The sequence below is a fragment of the Klebsiella sp. genome (assembly GCF_027492335.1).
Lineage (GTDB): Bacteria > Pseudomonadota > Gammaproteobacteria > Enterobacterales > Enterobacteriaceae > Klebsiella > Klebsiella huaxiensis.
This window is the reverse complement of record NZ_JAPUEW010000003.1, coordinates 1-16,592: the sequence shown is the minus strand read 5'-3', so window position 1 is coordinate 16,592 and position 16,592 is coordinate 1. Positions and strand designations below refer to the sequence as shown.

Sequence of the window (16,592 nt, the reverse complement as noted above, 5' to 3'; positions counted from 1 at the left end):
CTATATTTCCATACACTTTTTATCACTTAACCCATTACTGGTTCGCCGCCGCAGATATTCCCGTGGCGAACGATACCCCAGTGCACTATGCGGATGCCATTCGTTGTAATGTTCGAAGGCCTCCGCGAGGTTCTTTACCGCTGTTAACCCGTCGGGTTTCGGCATGATGCTGATGTAATCGCGCTTCATCGTTTTCACGAAGCTCTCTGCCATCCCGTTGCTTTCCGGGCTACGTACCGCCGTATGTTTAGGCTCCAGTCCTACCATTCTGGCGAACTGACGCGTCTGATAAGAACGGTAGGCTGAACCGTTGTCTGTCAGCCACTCAACTGGGGATGTCGGCAGGCTGTTACCGAAGCGACGCTCCACGGCACCCAGCATGACGTCCTGCACGGTTTCACTGTCATATCCACCGTTACTGGCCGCCCAGTAAAGTGCCTCGCGATCGCAACAGTCCAGAGCGAACGTGACCCGCAGTTTTTCACCGTTATCACAGCTGAACTCGAAGCCGTCAGAGCACCACCGCTGGTTACTTTCTCCAACGGCCACTTTCCCTGTATGCGCCCGCTTCGATGGCGGTATTTCCGGTTTACGCTCAAGCAGCAGCGCATTCTGACGCATGATGCGGTATACGCGTTTGGCATTGATCACCGCCATGTCGTCAGTTTCTGATTGTCTGCGCAGCAGTGCCCATACCCGACGATAACCATAGGTGGGCAGATCGCCGATAACGGTATGGATACGGGCCAGCGCGTCAGTATCATCAGGCTTGCGCTTGCACCGACGATCCTGCCAGTCCTTCGACCGACGGGCCATGGCATGCAGTTGCGCACGTGAGACCCGGAGGCAACGACTGACAAGGCTTATTCGCCATCCTCCGGCAACAAGGGCACGTGCGCTATCCACTTTTTTTGTCGGCCATATTCAACGGCTTCTTTTAGCAGCTCGTTTTCCATGGTTTTCTTGCCCAACAGGCGCTGCAGCTCTTTAATTTGCTTCATCGCAGATGCCAGCTCCGACGCGGGCACAACCTGTTCTCCTGCGGCAACGGCTGTAAGGCTGCCTTCCTGATACTGCTTACGCCACAGGAACAGCTGACTGGCAGCAACGCCATGCTGACGGGCGACCAGCGACACGGTCATTCCGGGCTCAAAACTCTGCTGAACAATGGCGATTTTTTCCTGAACACTTCGCCGTCTGCGCTTCTCTGGACCTAAAACATCAATCATTCGGACTCCAACGACTAGTCTAAAAACTAGTATTAAGACTATCACTAACTTAAGTGATACCAACTGTCTGGAGATTCATGGGGCCAGTCTATATTCTATCTGTTCTCCGCCATCGTCTCGGTGATTCTGCTGTTTGGCGTGGTCTTCCTGAGCAATGGACGTAATACAGGCCCACGCAGTGGTGTGGTGCAAAACGAAACCTTATAATATTCGCGAGGCAATGTCGCCGCTGACATTGCCTTTTTCTTTGTCGTTTATCGATGGATAGTGTATCAGGAAAAATCCATATCTCATTGAAGATGCAAATTTTTCCTGACAAAGCTGTCAATGATGAGGCTTTTACAACGGTATATTTCACTTATTTTTGTGGCATTCAGTTTATGCAAAATAATATTGACATAAGACTGAACCGTTTTTATGGAGATTAGCAGGCGGCGGGAAATTTCCACCAGCGAGTAGCCATTTAAAATCAGATGGATGATATGCGCTTCTCTTTTGGTAAACGCCAACTTTTCCCTCTTCAGATGAATCCGCATTTTTTTAAAAACCTGCCTTATCATGAGATATTCATTACCTGTTAATTCGGTATCAATGAATACCGCTTCGCGATCTGCCCCCCTCATTCCTGACCGCGGTTTTAATAAAAAGATGATATTGACTGGTGAAATGTGCAGGTGTTTGAGACGCCCGGCATCGCAGGTTTTCAGCTCTGACTCCACAATCACCACATCGCTGTTGCTGAAAGCAATTTCGGTGATCCGGGAAAATAAAACCCTGTTGACGGAGAGGCTGTTGTCGCTAAACATACATTTCAGACCTTCAAGCATGAAATTATTATTGGTAACAACATAGATATTCATAGAGTCCCCGCAGCAATAACCTTTTGCGAATCGTACCGTTCCTTACGTTCTGACAAAGTGACGCCTGGACTGGTGTCGGCGTAGAAGTGAATTTCATCGCCGGTTAACTGTGACGTACCCCGGCTCCCCGGAGTACGTCAGTTGCTCTAATGGTGCGCTGCTAGCACGCTATTTACGATTTCCACCGCTTCTTTCTCGATCTGCTTACGATGTGCTTCACCGAGGAAGCTCTCGCAGTAGATCTTGTAAGCGTCTTCCGTACCTGACGGACGTGCGGCGAACCAGCCGTTGTCGGTCATCACTTTCAGACCACCAATCGATGCGCCGTTGCCCGGCGCGGCGGTCAGACGTGCGGTGATCGGGTCGCCGGCCAGCTGGCTGGCGCTGACCATTTCCGGCGACAGCTTCGACAGCGCCGCTTTCTGTGCGGAAGTGGCCGAAGCCTGCAGACGGTTATAGCTTGGCGCGCCGAAGCGGGCGGCCAGCTCGTCGTAGTGCTCCTGCGGGTTTTTACCGGTGACGGCGGTGATTTCTGCCGCCAGCAGGCACATGATGATCCCGTCTTTGTCGGTCGACCACGGGGTTCCGTCAAAACGCAGGAACGAGGCGCCCGCGCTCTCTTCGCCGCCGAAGCCGAAGCTGCCGTCGAACAGACCGTCAACAAACCATTTAAAGCCCACCGGCACTTCCACCAGCTTACGGCCGAGGTCGTTCACCACGCGATCGATCATCGCCGAGGAGACCAGCGTCTTACCGACGGCGACATCCTGGCCCCACTGCGGACGATGCCGGAACAGGTAGTTAATCGCCACCGCCAGATAGTGGTTCGGGTTCATCAGACCTGCCGGCGTGACGATGCCGTGACGGTCATAATCCGGATCGTTAGCGAACGCCAGATCGAACTTATCGCGCAGCGCCAGCAGCCCTGCCATCGCGCACTCCGAAGAGCAGTCCATGCGAATGGCGCCGTCTTTATCAAGGTGCATAAAGCGGAAGGTTTGATCGACGTGATCGTTGACGATGGTCAGATCGAGCTTGTAGTGCCCGGCGATACGCTTCCAGTATTCGATACCGGACCCGCCCAGCGGATCGACCCCGAGCCTGAGGCCGGCTTTCTGAATCGCCGCCATGTCGACGATATCCGCCAGTCCTTCAATAAACGGCTGCACCAGATCCTGCTCTTTGACATGACCGGATGCCAGTGCCGCGTCGAGGGAGAGGCGCCTGACGCCCTGCAGACCCGAGGCCAGCAGTTCGTTAGCGCGATTCTCGACCACTTTGGTGACGTTGGTATCCGCCGGGCCGCCGTTCGGCGGGTTGTACTTGATACCGCCATCTTCCGGCGGGTTATGCGACGGCGTAATCACGATGCCGTCCGCCAGCGGACCGCCTTTTTTGTTGTGCACCAGGATGGCATTGGAAATGGCCGGCGTCGGGGTAAAACCGTTGTTTTCCTGCACGATAACATCAACGCCGTTGGCTGCCAGCACTTCAAGAACCGAAATAAAGGCCGGTTCGGAGAGCGCGTGGGTATCTTTACCTACGTAGCAGGGACCGGTAATCCCGTTCTTCGCGCGGTCTTCCGCAATCGCCTGAGCGATCGCCAGAATATGCTGCTCATTGAAGTTATGGCGCCCTGCGCTGCCACGATGGCCAGAGGTGCCAAACTTCACCGCATGCTCCGCGTTGCCCGCTTCCGGCTTCAGTACGTAGTACTGCGCGGTCAGCTGAGCGACGTTAATCAAATCACTTTGTTGCGCAGGCTCCCCTGCGCGTTTACTGTCCGTCATTTTTCTCTCCTGTCATATCCGTCAGGCTTATTAATGTGTTCCTGCTGGGTCGCTCACCGATGGCGCCCCCTTTCCCCCGGCGCTCCCGGGGGCGTGAATGTGGCCTAGAGCTGCGTTTTGTCGATATACCAGATCTTTTGCGCATACTCCCGCACCGTACGGTCCGATGAGAAATAGCCCATGTTGGTAATGTTGTGCATTGTTTTGGCAGTCCACTCTTCCGGGGTTCGGTAGAGCGCATCCACCCTGTCCTGACAGTCAACATAGCTGCGGTAATCGGCCAGAACCTGATAGTGGTCGCCAAAGTTAATCAGCGAATCCAGCAGACCGCGATAGCGGTCCGGCTCCTGTGGGCTGAACACCCCGGTCCCCATCTGGGTCAGCGCCTGGCGCAACTCTTCATCATGGTCGTAGTAATCATGCGGCTGGTAGCCGTTGCTGCGCAGCGCCTCAACCTGTTCGGCGGTATTACCGAAGATAAAGATATTCTCCTCCCCCACGTGCTCCAGCATTTCAACGTTGGCGCCGTCCAGCGTGCCAATGGTCAGCGCGCCGTTGAGGGCGAATTTCATGTTACTGGTCCCGGAGGCTTCGGTCCCTGCCAGCGAAATCTGCTCAGAAAGATCCGCGGCCGGAATGATGGTCTGCGCCAGACTGACGCTGTAGTTGGGAATGAACACCACCTTTAACTTGTCGCCGATCTGCGGATCGCTGTTGATGACTTTGGCTACATCGTTAATCAGATGGATTATCTGTTTTGCCGTGTGGTAAGCGGATGCGGCTTTGCCGGCGAAAATCACCACTCGCGGCACCCAGTCGGCCTGCGGGTCAGCCTTGATACGGTTATAGCGGGTGATCACGTGCAGCACATTCATCAGCTGGCGTTTGTATTCGTGAATGCGCTTAATTTGCACATCAAACAGCGCCTTCGGATTAACCACCACCCCCAGCTGGCGGGCAATATAATCGGCCAGCCGCTGTTTATTCGCCAGTTTGGCTTCGCTGACGGCCTGGTTAACCAGCGGATAATCCTGATATTCCCCCAGTTCACTCAGCTGACTTAAATCTGTGCGCCAGGTCTGGCCAATATAACGGTCCAGAACCCCGGAAAGGGACGGATTAGCGGCCGCCAGCCAGCGGCGCGGCGTGACACCGTTGGTGACGTTGGTGAAGCGTCGCGGAAAGATTTTGGCGAAATCGGCAAATAGCGACTCCACCATCAGCCGGGAGTGCAGTTCCGACACGCCGTTAACCTTGTGACTGACCACTACCGCCAGCCAGGCCATCCGCACGCGGCGACCATTGGACTCATCAATAATCGAGGTCCGGCTCAGCAACGCCATATCATCGGGATAGTGCTCCTGCATCGTTTTCAGAAAATAGTCATTAATCTCGAAGATAATCTGCAAATGGCGCGGCAGGATTTTCCCCAGCATATCGACAGGCCAGGTCTCCAGCGCTTCGCTCATCAGGGTATGGTTGGTGTAGGAGAAGACCCGACAGGTCACCTCAAACGCGTCATCCCAGCTGAAGCGGTGTTCGTCAATCAGCAGACGCATCAGCTCCGGGATCGACAGCACCGGATGGGTGTCATTGAGGTGGATAGCAATTTTATCCGCCAGGTTGTCATAGGTTTGATACAGCTGGTAATGACGGGTGAGGATGTCCTGTACCGTCGCCGAAACAAGGAAATACTCCTGACGCAGGCGCAGTTCACGCCCGGAATAGGTCGAGTCGTCCGGGTAAAGCACGCGGGAAACGTTCTCAGAGTGGTTCTTATCCTCCACGGCGGCGAAATAGTCCCCCTGGTTAAATTTACCGAGATTAATTTCACTGCTGGCCTGGGCACTCCACAAACGCAGGGTGTTGGTGGCATCGGTGTCATAACCCGGGATAATCTGATCGTAGGCCACGGCAATAATTTCTTCGGTTTCCAGCCAGCGTGAGTTTTTGCCCTCATGTTGAACACGTCCGCCAAAGCGCACGGTATAGCGGGTTTTATGGCGCTCGAATTCCCACGGGTTACCGTACTCCAGCCAGTAGTCCGGTGACTCCATCTGCCGGCCGTCGATGATGTTTTGCTTGAACATACCGTAGTCGTAGCGGATACCATAGCCGCGGCCTGGCAGCCCCAGTGTGGCCAGGGAATCGAGAAAACAGGCCGCCAGACGACCGAGACCGCCGTTGCCCAGCCCCGGATCGTTCTCCTCATCAATCAGCTCTTCCAGATCCAGCCCCATCCCTGCCAGAGCCGTTTTCACATCCTCATAGATGCCCAGCGACAGTAAGGCATTAGAGAGGGTTCGGCCGATGAGAAACTCCATCGACAGATAATAAACCTGCCGGGCCTGCTGCGAGATCCGCGCCCGATGCGCCCGCAGCCAACGTTCTACCAGCCGATCGCGAACGGCGAACAGCGTGGCGTTGAGCCATTCATGTTTATTGGCAAGTGAGGGATCTTTACCAAGAATAAACATGAGCTTATAAGCGATAGCATGCTGTAGCGCTTCTTCATTCAGACTGGGTGAAATATAACTTAAGCGTGGTTCCATTTTTCTTATCCGTAGCAATTAAATAATACGCTGATACAACTGGTGGAAAGACTTAGCGGCAATTTGCCAGCTAAAATCCATGCTCATTGCCTGACGTTGCACGTACCGCCACAGCGATGGACGGGACCACAGGACAAAGGCCCGGTGGATGGCATGTAATAGTGATTCAGTCTCGCTGTCGGTAAACACAAATCCGCTCGCGATCCCGTCAGCAAGGTTTTCGAGCGAACAGTCGGCGACGGTATCCGCCAGTCCGCCGGTGCGACGAACCAGCGGCAATGTGCCGTAGCGAAGGCCATAGAGCTGGGTCAGACCGCAGGGTTCAAAACGGCTGGGCACCAGGATGACGTCGGCGCCGCCAATCATCTGATGCGACAGCGCCTCGTCGTAACCGATCCGGATACTCACCTGCCCGGAGTATTGCGCCGCAGCGGCAAGAAAACGGGCCTGCAAATCCGGGTCGCCGGATCCCAGTAGCGCCAGCTGCCCTCCCTGCGCAATGATTCCCGGCAGTGCGCCAAGGAGCAGATCCAGCCCCTTCTGGCTGGTGAGCCGGCTCACGACGGTGAACAACAGCGCCCGGCCGTCCTCCTTCAGCCCCAGCGTCGTCTGCAGCTGCTGCTTGTTCTTCGCTTTCTCAGCCAGCGAGTTCCGGTCGTAAGGCGCAGCCAGCAGCGGATCGCGGCGCGGATCCCAGATGCTTTCGTCGACGCCGTTAAGGATCCCCGACAGTCGCCCTTCCCGCTGACGTTGCCGCAGCAACTCTTCCAGACCGAACGCGTACTGCGGTTCGGTAATTTCACGGGCATACGTCGGGCTGACGGTGGTGATATGGTCAGCGAAATAGAGGCCCGCCTTAAGGAAGGAGATCTGTCCTTTAAACTCCACCCCATGCATCTGGAAGAATGACCACGGTAAAGCGATCTCCGCCATATGCCGGGCGAGGAACAAGCCCTGATAGGCAATGTTGTGCACCGTAAACACTGACCTGGCGGGGTTGCCGCGGGCGGCCAGATAAGCCGGCGTGAGGCCCGCATGCCAGTCATGGGCGTGGACGATTTCAGGCCGCCAGAACGGATCCAGACCGCCAGCAAGCTCAGCCGCGACCCAACTCAACAGCGCGAAACGCAGGACGTTATCGGGATAATCCTGCATCTGCGGGTCATGATAAGGATTACCCGGTCGGTCATAGAGATGCGGGGCATCAATCAGATAGATGCCCACGCCGTTAAAGTCGCCAAACAACAGCGTCATCGGCCCGGCGAAGGTCTCCCTGCTGGCCACCACCTGCGGTTCCCCTACTCCGTCGCGGATCGCGGGAAACCCCGGCAGCAGCACGCGGGTATCCACGCCCTCGGCTATTTGCGCCGCCGGGAGAGCACCGGTCACATCAGCCAGCCCCCCCGTTTTCAACAGAGGGAACATCTCCGCTCCTACATGTAAAACTCGCATGGATGCTCCTTAATTATTCAGGCATGAAGGCGACGCGATGCCAATGACGGCAATCACAGCTGCGGCAGCTTTTATTTCCGCCAACGGCTTCATAGTTCAAGTCGGTTCAGCATTTCCTGGGTAACGAGGATGATCCCCTCTTCCGAACGATAAAAACGCTGCGCATCCTCAACGGCATTTTCGCCAATCACCATTCCCTCCGGAATAACACATCCCCTGTCGATCACGCAGCGTCTTATCCGGCAGGAGCGACCGACCCAGACGCCCGGTAATAAAACCGACGAATCAATATTACAAAACGAGTTAATGCGAACTTTGGAGAATAAAACCGACTGCACCACCACCGAGCCGGAAATAATACAGCCGCCGGATACCAGAGAATTCATGGTCATGCCATGACTGCCGGAACGGTCCTGAACAAATTTAGCGCTGGGTAGCGACTCGACATAAGTCCGGATAGGCCAGTTACGATCATAAACATCCAGTTCAGGTACCACAGAGGCTAAATCCAGATTCGCTTTCCAGTACGCCTCCAGTGTCCCGACATCGCGCCAGTATGGCTCGGCATTATTATCGGACTGTACGCAGGAGCGCGGGAACGGATGCGCATACGCTTCACCTGCCGCCGTTATTTTGGGAATAATATCTTTGCCAAAATCATGGCTGGAGCCTTCATCCCGATCGTCTTCTGCCAGCAGCTGGTAGAGATATTCCGCATCAAACACATAAATGCCCATACTGGCAAGCGAGCGGGTTTCATCGCCAGGCATGGTGGGTGGATTAGCCGGTTTTTCAACAAATTCAATGATTTTTTCATTCTCATCCACGGCCATGACGCCAAACGCGTTTGCCTCTTCAACCGGGACCGGCATGCAGGCCACGGTGCAGCGCGCCCCTTTTTCAACGTGATCAAGCAGCATCCGCGAATAATCTTGTTTATAGATATGGTCCCCGGCCAGAATAACGACATATTCCGCATCATAGCGGCGGATAATATCCAGGTTCTGGGTCACAGCATCCGCCGTCCCCCGATACCAGTTCTCCCCATGCACCCGCTGCTGTGCCGGTAATAAATCCACGAACTCATTCATTTCTTCGTTAAAGAATGCCCAACCGCGTTGAATATGCTGCACCAGTGAATGCGACTGATATTGTGTAATAACCCCAATACGTCTTATTCCTGAGTTAATACAATTTGATAAGGCAAAATCAATAATTCTGAATTTACCGCCAAAATGCACCGCAGGTTTTGCGCGAATAGTGGTCAGGTCTTTTAATCGGGTTCCGCGCCCGCCGGCGAGGATCAGGGCCACGGATTTAAGCGGTAACTGGCGCGACAGCATTACGTTGTCAGTATATTCAATTTTACTCATAATTATGTCCTGCTATTTAATAAAAGCCATAAAAGAAAATAATGAAGAAAAAGCCTCACTCTTCTGCAAATGAATTCAGAAGTGATCACCTCCGGTAATAAGTAAACTGCAATAGATCGACTGCGTGTTTTATTGACCAGCAGACTCCCGCACCAGCCAGATTGTCGCCAGCGGCGGCAGCGTCACCGACAGCGAATGCTCCCGACCGTGGCTGGCGATCGCCTCGCTTGCCACGCCGCCGCCGTTGCCGGTATTGCTCCCGTGGTAGTGCATCGAGTCGGTGTTCAGCTCTTCACGCCAGCGCCCCGGCTGATTAACCCCGAAGCGATAGCCGTGACGCGGCACCGGCGTGAAGTTGCTGGCAACGATTATCTCGTTCCCGGCTTTATCGCGACGGACAAAGATAAATACCGACCGTTCGTGATCATCGACAACCAGCCACTCAAAGCCGTACGGGTCAAAATCCAGTTCGTGCAGCGCCTTATGATGACGATAGGTATGGTTCAGATCGCGCACCAGACGCTGCACCCCGTGATGCCAGTTGTCGTCCCCTTCCAGCAGATGCCAGTCGAGGCTGGCGTCGTGGTTCCACTCCCGTCCCTGGGCGAATTCATTGCCCATAAACAGCAGTTTTTTCCCCGGGAAGGCGAACATCCAGCCGTAGTAGGCGCGCAGGTTGGCGAACTTCTGCCAGGCATCGCCGGGCATGCGGTCAAGAAGCGATTTTTTACCGTGGACCACTTCATCATGCGACAGCGGCAGGACGAAGTTTTCGGTGTAGTTGTAGAGTATCCCGAAGGTCATCTTGTCGTGATGATGCCGACGATGGACCGGGTCGAGTTGCATATAGTCGAGGGTGTCGTGCATCCAGCCGAGGTTCCATTTGAACCAGAAGCCGAGGCCGCCCGTCGACGCAGGGCGCGAGACACCGGCAAAATCGGTGGACTCCTCCGCCATCGTCACTGCCCCCGGCGTCTGCTCGCCCAGCACCCGGTTGGTATTGCGCAGGAACTCGATCGCTTCGAGATTTTCCCGGCCGCCGTACTCGTTGGGCACCCACTCACCCTGCTTGCGGCTGTAGTCGCGGTAGATCATCGACGCCACCGCATCCACCCGCAGCGCATCGATGCCGAAGCGCTCGATCCAGTACAGCGCGTTACCCACCAGGAAGTTACTGACTTCACGGCGGCCGTAGTTATAGATCAGCGTGTTCCAGTCCTGGTGATAGCCTTCGCGCGGGTCGCTGTGTTCATACAGCGCGGTGCCGTCAAACAACGCCAGGGCGAAGTCATCGGCCGGGAAGTGGCCCGGCACCCAGTCGAGGATCACGTTCAGGCCCGCGGCGTGCGCGGCGTGGAGGAAGTAGCGGAAATCTTCCCGGGTACCAAAGCGACGGGTCGGCGCGTACAGCCCGGTGGGCTGATAGCCCCAGCTGCCGTCGAACGGATGTTCGTTAACCGGCAGCAGCTCGAGATGGGTGAAGCCCATCCACTTCACGTAGGGCACCAGCCGATCGGCCAGTTCGCGGTAGCTCAGCCAGAAATGGTTATCGGTATGACGACGCCAGGAGCCGAGGTGGACTTCATAAATCGAAATCGGTGCATCAAACTGGTTGGCCTGCTTACGGGCCGGCGGTTGCTCAACTTTCTCCGGCAGGCCGCAGATCAGCGAGGCGGTTTCCGGGCGCATCTGCGCTTCAAAAGCATAAGGGTCGGATTTCACCCGCAGGTGCCCGTGGGCGTCAATCAGCTCGAACTTATACAGCTGGCCGTTGTGCGCGCCGGGAACAAACAGCTCCCAGATGCCAGACTCTTTGCGCAGGCGCATCGGGTGGCGACGGCCATCCCAGTAGTTGAACTGACCGACCACCGACACCCGACGGGCGTTCGGCGCCCAGACGGAAAAGCGCGTCCCGGTCACCCCGTCCATGATGTCGGCATGGGCGCCCAGGGTTTCGTAGGGCCGTAGATGGGTTCCTTCGGCGAGCAGCCAGGCATCAAGCTCCTGCAGCAGCGGGCCAAAGCGATAAGGGTCGTCAATCAGGTTTTGCTGGCCGTGCCAGGTGACCGCCAGCTGGTAACGAAAAGCATTTTTTCGCCGCGGCAGAACGCCGCTAAAGAATCCGCGTGAATCGAGGCATTCGAGCTTGCCAGCTTTACGCCCGGTTTTCGGCTCAATCACCCATACCTCGGTGGCATCGGGTAATAATGCGCGCACTTCCAGACCAGCAGCGGTTGAGTGCATGCCAAGCACAGAGAATGGATCGGAACAATGACCTGCGAGCAGTGCTGAAATCGCACTTTTTTCATTATAATCAGACATGTCAGTCACCCTACTATCATCCTGCGGAAAGAATTAAAACGCCTCTTTCTGCTTTATTGATCCGGTAATATTCCGCTGCAATGCTGCGCATCGAAATATCAACACGTTATTCCAGAGCCTTAAGACATGTCGGTCGTCCACAAATATAGAGCGATTAACCTCCTGAAAAGTGAATTAAATGCGCCGTACGCTTTTTGTATTATCTGACTCCAGAATAATTACTCCTGATTTTCTTTCTGTGAGTAAGTACTCATTTCTTTATGAATTGAAAAACTTATTTTTAAGTTATTATCAGAGGGGCAGCACCCTTAATGGCAACACCACTCGAATCTCATACAAAAAAATGAAAACAGGCCATCTGAGTAGAATAAAAAACCTTTTAACCACGCATTCAATAGCATTTATAACTGGTTGATGGGGCGTGCGGATACTCTGGAAACGGCAAGAACTCTATGCTAGAATTTTTTCGGATTTTTTTGACGGCCTCTCAGTATACTCAGTACTCAGGCAGTTCGCGGAAAGCCCCTTCCTTTTAAGCACGGGATGCAAAGCGGAGCCTCCGACAGGACGCCAGTGAAGGCGATTTGGCTCTTCAATTTATTATTTGCTCATCACTTCCAACGCAGTAAGGCGGTGGCCAGAGCGCGTCTGATTTCCACACGGGTTTATGCCATTCGGGTCGTGTCATTTGATCTTGCGACGGCTAACCCCCTTTCAAGCTGTTAGCTTGCTGATAGCCGCTTTGGGAGGAGTTAATCAGCAGATGCGCGTGATCTCGCTCGTCGTCCATTTCAACCAGCTCAACATCAAAATCAGCGCCCACACTGGCAAAGTATTTGCATAGCTTTTCGATGGCATCCAGATTAAATATATTCCGTCGATATTGGGTAACAAACCGCGCGGTCGGGAATGTAAAGAATCAGGGAGCAGTATGGCGTTTTTTTTGCACTGGGATTATGCGCTTTGTTTTTTTATGCATTTGGCCTGTTGGTTTGATTAATAGCTGAAACCGTTAACCGAAAGAAAGTAAAAAAGGAGCGGACATGGATATAGTCCGCGAATTGATCGCAATTTAAATCTTTATATTGAATGTCGCAGTGGTGATTTTAGTAAAAACGACGACATGTGAGTCAGGACTGCTGTGGCGGTGCAAATTTTGCAGCAATCATTTGAGATGTGGGTTGCATTCCTCCCAGACTCCACTGCTCAGGCTCATGCTCATCAATCCGGATCCATACCGAACGCCGAAACTCCGGATCACCTTTCCCCTCAATTTCAACAATGAGGTCAGTCATACGACGTAACAGCTCATTTTTTTGTTCCGAACTCATAATTCCTTTAATGGTTTGCACATTTACGAAAGGCATATTATTCTCCTTAAATATCTGGGTCTAAAAATCATACTTATGGTAGAAGGCAAAAGAACACATGTCAAAAGATAATTCATTACCCTACTTGTCACCTGAGCTTTGCGGGCTAGCAGCGGCGGCGGAACTACTTGGAGATCAATGGGTGTTGTTGATCCTAAGGGAGGTTTTTTACGGGGTTACTCGCTTTGAAACGATGCGTTCTCATACAAAAATGACGAAGCAGACATTGGCAAACCGATTAAAAAAAATGACTGAGCTCGATTTACTTTGCAAAATCCCCTATCAAGAAGAAGGCTCACGTGAGCGCTATGAGTATGTACTCACGCCAAAAAGCCGCAGTTTGGCGCCGATCCTTTTTTCCATAATGGAATGGGGGCATAAAAACCTATTGCACGATGAGCCGCATATTTCTTTAGTTGATAAGGAGAAAGGGGAATTAGTATACAGCGCTTTTATCTCAGCAACGGGGGCAGTTGTTGATGCTAAAAATATCCAGATAGTTCCTTTTAGACGTTAATTGCCACTAAGAACCTTTTTTAGGAAGAGATGGGCGTCGCCCTTGTACCTGAATCCGCCCTGCCGGAAACGTTGCGCAACCTCTGCGTAGTGCCTGTGACACCCGCTATACACGGGGTTTGAGGGCCAATGGAACGAAAACGTACGCTAAGAAGGTAATTCATTGTTTAAATTAAAATTTAATTCTCTCAGTTCCCCCTTCAAAATATCCTCCGGTAGCGTGAACGTATAATGCCCCAGCATATTGATATGCCCGTGCATCAGTGGGGATAACCGGACGATATCTTCACCCCCGGTTTCTTCTCCATTCCTGCGCATCCAGCTCAGGGCTTCCTGCATATAAAGTGTGTTCCACAGTACCACTGCGTTAGTGACGAGGCCCAGTGCACCCAGTTGATCTTCCTGACCTTCACGATAGCGCTTTCTGATCTCACCGCGCTGCCCGTAGCAGATCGCCCTCGCCACAGCATGGCGGCCTTCTCCCCGGTTTAGCTGCGTCAGGATCCGCCGACGATAATCTTCATCATCAATATAATTTAGAAGGTACAGCGTCTTGTTGACGCGCCCCACTTCCATGATCGCCTGTGCCAACCCTGATGGGCGCGAGCTTTTCAGCAAAGAGCGAATGAGTTCTGAAGCATGAATGGTACCCAGTTTCAGCGAACCGGCGGCTCGCATCATCTCATCCCACTGATACTCGGCTTTCGACAGATCGGCACAACCACGAGCCAGTTCGTCTAGTGCACCGTAATTTGCCGATTTATCCACCCGCCAGAATACTGCTTCACCGGCATCGGCAAGCCGAGGAGAAAACTGGTATCCCAGCAGCCAGAAGAGGCCAAAAATAATGTCGCTGGTACCGGCTGTGTCTGTCATGATCTCAACCGGATTCAGCCCTGTCTGCTGCTCCAGAAGGCCTTCCAGCACAAAAATGGAATCACGTAATGTGCCGGGAACAACGATGCCGTGGAATCCAGAATACTGATCAGAGACGAAGTTGTACCAGGTGATGCCACGTCCGGAACCAAAATATTTTCTGTTAGGTCCTGAATTGACGGTTTTCACCGGCGTGACAAAGCGCATGCCGTCAGCTGAAGCCACTTCGCCGCCACCCCAGCGGCCAGCAAGCTCCAGTGTGGACTGAAAATCAACCAGGCGGACATTGGCGCTGACCAGCGTTTCTGCCCGGAGGTAATTCTGTTTCACCCAACTGAGCCGGTGGCGCGTCAGCGCCGGTATATTGTGCTTTATCAGCGGTTCCAGCCCGATATTGCAAGCCTCAGCCATCAGGACCGCGCACAGGCTGATGTGCAGATCCTGCGCCCGGGCCCCGGATTCACTGACATGCGTAAACTCACGTGTAAAGCCCGTTCTGGCATCTATCTCAAGCAACAGTTCCGTCAAATCTACCGGCGGGAGTAGCTGCCTTACCCGACTGTTGAGACGATGCAACGATGGTGGCTCCTCCAGTTTCTCCAGGCTGCTGATAGTCAGGGAAGGATATTTACCGTCATGGCAGATATTAACCTCCGCATTTCCTTCAAAGCGAGATGCGACGGCTTTCCAGGTTTTATCCAGTTGGACCGCCAGCTGTTGCACGCCTTTATGTCCATCAGTGGGATATCCCAGCGCCCGACAGATGGGGACCCGCTGAACCTGCCATTCTTCCCCCTGCAACAGCTTCTCGCGGGGATTTCCCCAGCGATCGCTGTTTTCGAGCCAGATGTCCCGTCGGCGTAGTGCATCCTGAAGGCGCTCCAGCAGACAAAGCGAGTAACCGGCACGCTGTATCCGGCCCTCCGCATCGTATACCAGGCGTTTCCAGGGGCCGGTAATAATATGTTCAGGCGCATCGTCCAGGATGCGCTTTTTCGAGCCGTTCAGTTCGGTCAGATAATGAATGGCGGACAGCGTATGTTCTCCGGCTGGCGCTGCCTGGAAATGCAGGTCGCGCAATACCGCCGGAAGAAAACGCTTTACCCGCCCGTACTGTTCCACCATTTCGTCATGGAAATTGTTGTTCTGAGGCCGGGCCAGCTCATTTACCTTGCTGACGGATTCTGCCAGCCTACTTTTCGGTATGCTGCTGAATATGGTCTCCCTCAGTTCAGCATCGTCAGCCTGCTCAGCTAGCAACAATGAACATGCCTGCGCCAGCAGTAGCGCAGCACGGTCAAGATCTTTCAGCGTCCTGAGCCGTTTTTTCTGCCCCGTTTTCTTCGCCGCACGAGTGATATCCAGTATAAGCATATCGAGCACATCAACGGCTTCATCCAGCGCCGCAGTCTCCTGTGCTTTAACGAATGCGGTGAGTACGGCCAGCTTTCTCTGCTGTGGCATTCGCGCGATATATTTTACCGACGCCATGCCTGCGTAACGGGCCAGATTACGTAGTTGTATAGCGGGCAGACCGGTAAAACTCAGTCGGGAAAACTCCAGGTTTCGCAGCCGGATATACCGCTCCAGCGCTTCGGTAAATGCCGGACCGCTGACGGTGACAGGTCCCTTTTTCAGTTGCTCCAGCGGTGAAATTCGCTGCCCCTCAGGAATGTCCAGCAGCTCAGTCACGCGGGCGGTCTGCCAGCTGTCCGGCAACGCGGCCAGTTTCTTCCAAAGTTGCTGATTTGCCCGTTCACGTATTTCACTGACGAGACGTACAAGTGTGGTTGCTCCGGGCAGCAGGACCTTATTCTGAAGCAACCAGGCGGTGGCAAAATCAAACATCAGGCCGGGTCGCTCATTACTGAGCCATGCACGGGTGTATAGCAGGCGCTTCAGGCGGAAAGACCAGGGGAAATCGCCAAATTCATGGTAACCGTAATATTCCTTAATCAGCGCAGTATGCTCTCTGAGGGTGGTATCCCGTTCTGCGTAGCGGGAAAGGACTTCCGGACGGCGGATATTAAGCTGCACCGCGACAAATTGCTGAACACCCGGCAGAACCCGGGTTAAATCTGTCAGAAAGGTGCCCAGAAAACGGGCGGTGGTGAGCTGAAGCGCAATTCCCAGCCGGTTATGCCTTCCCCGTCGCTGGTTAATGAAGGCAAGATCTCGCTCATCAAGATGAAAATAGGGCACTGTTGCAAAGTTAGCGATGAGGCAGCCTTTTGTCTTATTCAAAGGCCTTA

Annotated in this window: 10 protein-coding genes and 2 pseudogenes; 2 read left to right on the top strand and 10 right to left on the bottom strand. The window is 53.8% G+C overall.

The features are described from left to right. The 9 genes and pseudogenes from QVF11_RS00125 to QVF11_RS00085 all read right to left on the bottom strand — a co-directional run bounded on the left by QVF11_RS00125 (position 1) and on the right by QVF11_RS00085 (position 12,945). A protein-coding gene (locus QVF11_RS00125; protein ID WP_148116659.1) for an IS3-like element ISEc27 family transposase occupies positions 1 to 1,229 on the bottom strand; the annotation gives its coding sequence in 2 pieces (ribosomal slippage) (positions 1 to 914 and positions 914 to 1,229; 1,230 coding nt in all). Between the two features lie 290 nt (positions 1,230 to 1,519). Continuing rightward, positions 1,520 to 2,089: a helix-turn-helix domain-containing protein gene (locus QVF11_RS00120; protein WP_032743937.1), complete on the bottom strand. Its 570-nt coding sequence runs from the start codon at positions 2,087 to 2,089 to the stop codon at positions 1,520 to 1,522. Between the two features lie 146 nt (positions 2,090 to 2,235). Continuing rightward, complete coding sequence (pgm, locus tag QVF11_RS00115; protein ID WP_032743938.1) at positions 2,236 to 3,879, bottom strand: phosphoglucomutase (alpha-D-glucose-1,6-bisphosphate-dependent); 1,644 nt, start codon at positions 3,877 to 3,879, stop codon at positions 2,236 to 2,238. 104 nt (positions 3,880 to 3,983) lie between these two features. After that, positions 3,984 to 6,431: a glycogen phosphorylase gene (glgP, locus tag QVF11_RS00110; protein WP_032690516.1), complete on the bottom strand. Its 2,448-nt coding sequence runs from the start codon at positions 6,429 to 6,431 to the stop codon at positions 3,984 to 3,986. Positions 6,432 to 6,449: 18 nt separating this feature from the next. Next, positions 6,450 to 7,883 carry a glycogen synthase GlgA gene (gene glgA, locus QVF11_RS00105; RefSeq protein WP_004197677.1) on the bottom strand — a complete coding sequence of 478 codons (1,434 nt, stop codon included), beginning with the start codon at positions 7,881 to 7,883 and terminating at the stop codon, positions 6,450 to 6,452. Between the two features lie 89 nt (positions 7,884 to 7,972). Next, positions 7,973 to 9,256: a glucose-1-phosphate adenylyltransferase gene (gene glgC / locus QVF11_RS00100; protein WP_050074631.1), complete on the bottom strand. Its 1,284-nt coding sequence runs from the start codon at positions 9,254 to 9,256 to the stop codon at positions 7,973 to 7,975. Positions 9,257 to 9,385: 129 nt separating this feature from the next. Further along, the gene (gene glgB, locus QVF11_RS00095) at positions 9,386 to 11,578 is read right to left on the bottom strand and encodes a 1,4-alpha-glucan branching enzyme (RefSeq protein WP_032743941.1); all 2,193 of its coding nucleotides are present in this window, start codon (positions 11,576 to 11,578) and stop codon (positions 9,386 to 9,388) included. A 592-nt stretch (positions 11,579 to 12,170) separates the two neighbouring features. Continuing rightward, positions 12,171 to 12,473 (bottom strand): annotated as a pseudogene (tnpA, locus tag QVF11_RS28675) (IS200/IS605 family transposase); the annotation flags it as partial. 235 nt (positions 12,474 to 12,708) lie between these two features. Beyond that, complete coding sequence (locus tag QVF11_RS00085; protein WP_032695943.1) at positions 12,709 to 12,945, bottom strand: tautomerase family protein; 237 nt, start codon at positions 12,943 to 12,945, stop codon at positions 12,709 to 12,711. A 61-nt stretch (positions 12,946 to 13,006) separates the two neighbouring features. Between QVF11_RS00085 and QVF11_RS00080 the strand changes: the two genes are divergently transcribed. Both QVF11_RS00080 and QVF11_RS28670 read left to right on the top strand, forming a co-directional pair. Beyond that, positions 13,007 to 13,465 (top strand): winged helix-turn-helix transcriptional regulator, encoded by a 459-nt coding sequence (locus tag QVF11_RS00080; RefSeq protein ID WP_040190671.1) that lies wholly within the window; start codon positions 13,007 to 13,009, stop codon positions 13,463 to 13,465. 23 nt (positions 13,466 to 13,488) lie between these two features. Next, positions 13,489 to 13,578, top strand: a pseudogene (locus QVF11_RS28670) (LysR family transcriptional regulator); the annotation flags it as partial. A gap of 33 nt (positions 13,579 to 13,611) precedes the next feature. On the opposite strand, the gene QVF11_RS00075 reads toward QVF11_RS28670, so the two are convergent. Continuing rightward, positions 13,612 to 16,584, bottom strand: a complete 2,973-nt coding sequence (locus QVF11_RS00075) for a Tn3 family transposase (RefSeq protein WP_064363300.1) — start codon at positions 16,582 to 16,584, stop codon at positions 13,612 to 13,614. Positions 16,585 to 16,592: the final 8 nt, after the last annotated feature.

What these genes read in the sequence shown, in the direction of transcription:
- QVF11_RS00120 (WP_032743937.1), bottom strand. Translation starts at nt 2,089, where the DNA reads ATGAATATCTATGTTGTTACCAATAATAATTTCATGCTTGAAGGTCTG.
- pgm (WP_032743938.1), bottom strand. Translation starts at nt 3,879, where the DNA reads ATGACGGACAGTAAACGCGCAGGGGAGCCTGCGCAACAAAGTGATTTG.
- glgP (WP_032690516.1), bottom strand. Translation starts at nt 6,431, where the DNA reads ATGGAACCACGCTTAAGTTATATTTCACCCAGTCTGAATGAAGAAGCG.
- glgA (WP_004197677.1), bottom strand. Translation starts at nt 7,883, where the DNA reads ATGCGAGTTTTACATGTAGGAGCGGAGATGTTCCCTCTGTTGAAAACG.
- glgC (WP_050074631.1), bottom strand. Translation starts at nt 9,256, where the DNA reads ATGAGTAAAATTGAATATACTGACAACGTAATGCTGTCGCGCCAGTTA.
- glgB (WP_032743941.1), bottom strand. Translation starts at nt 11,578, where the DNA reads ATGTCTGATTATAATGAAAAAAGTGCGATTTCAGCACTGCTCGCAGGT.
- QVF11_RS00085 (WP_032695943.1), bottom strand. Translation starts at nt 12,945, where the DNA reads ATGCCTTTCGTAAATGTGCAAACCATTAAAGGAATTATGAGTTCGGAA.
- QVF11_RS00080 (WP_040190671.1), top strand. Translation starts at nt 13,007, where the DNA reads ATGTCAAAAGATAATTCATTACCCTACTTGTCACCTGAGCTTTGCGGG.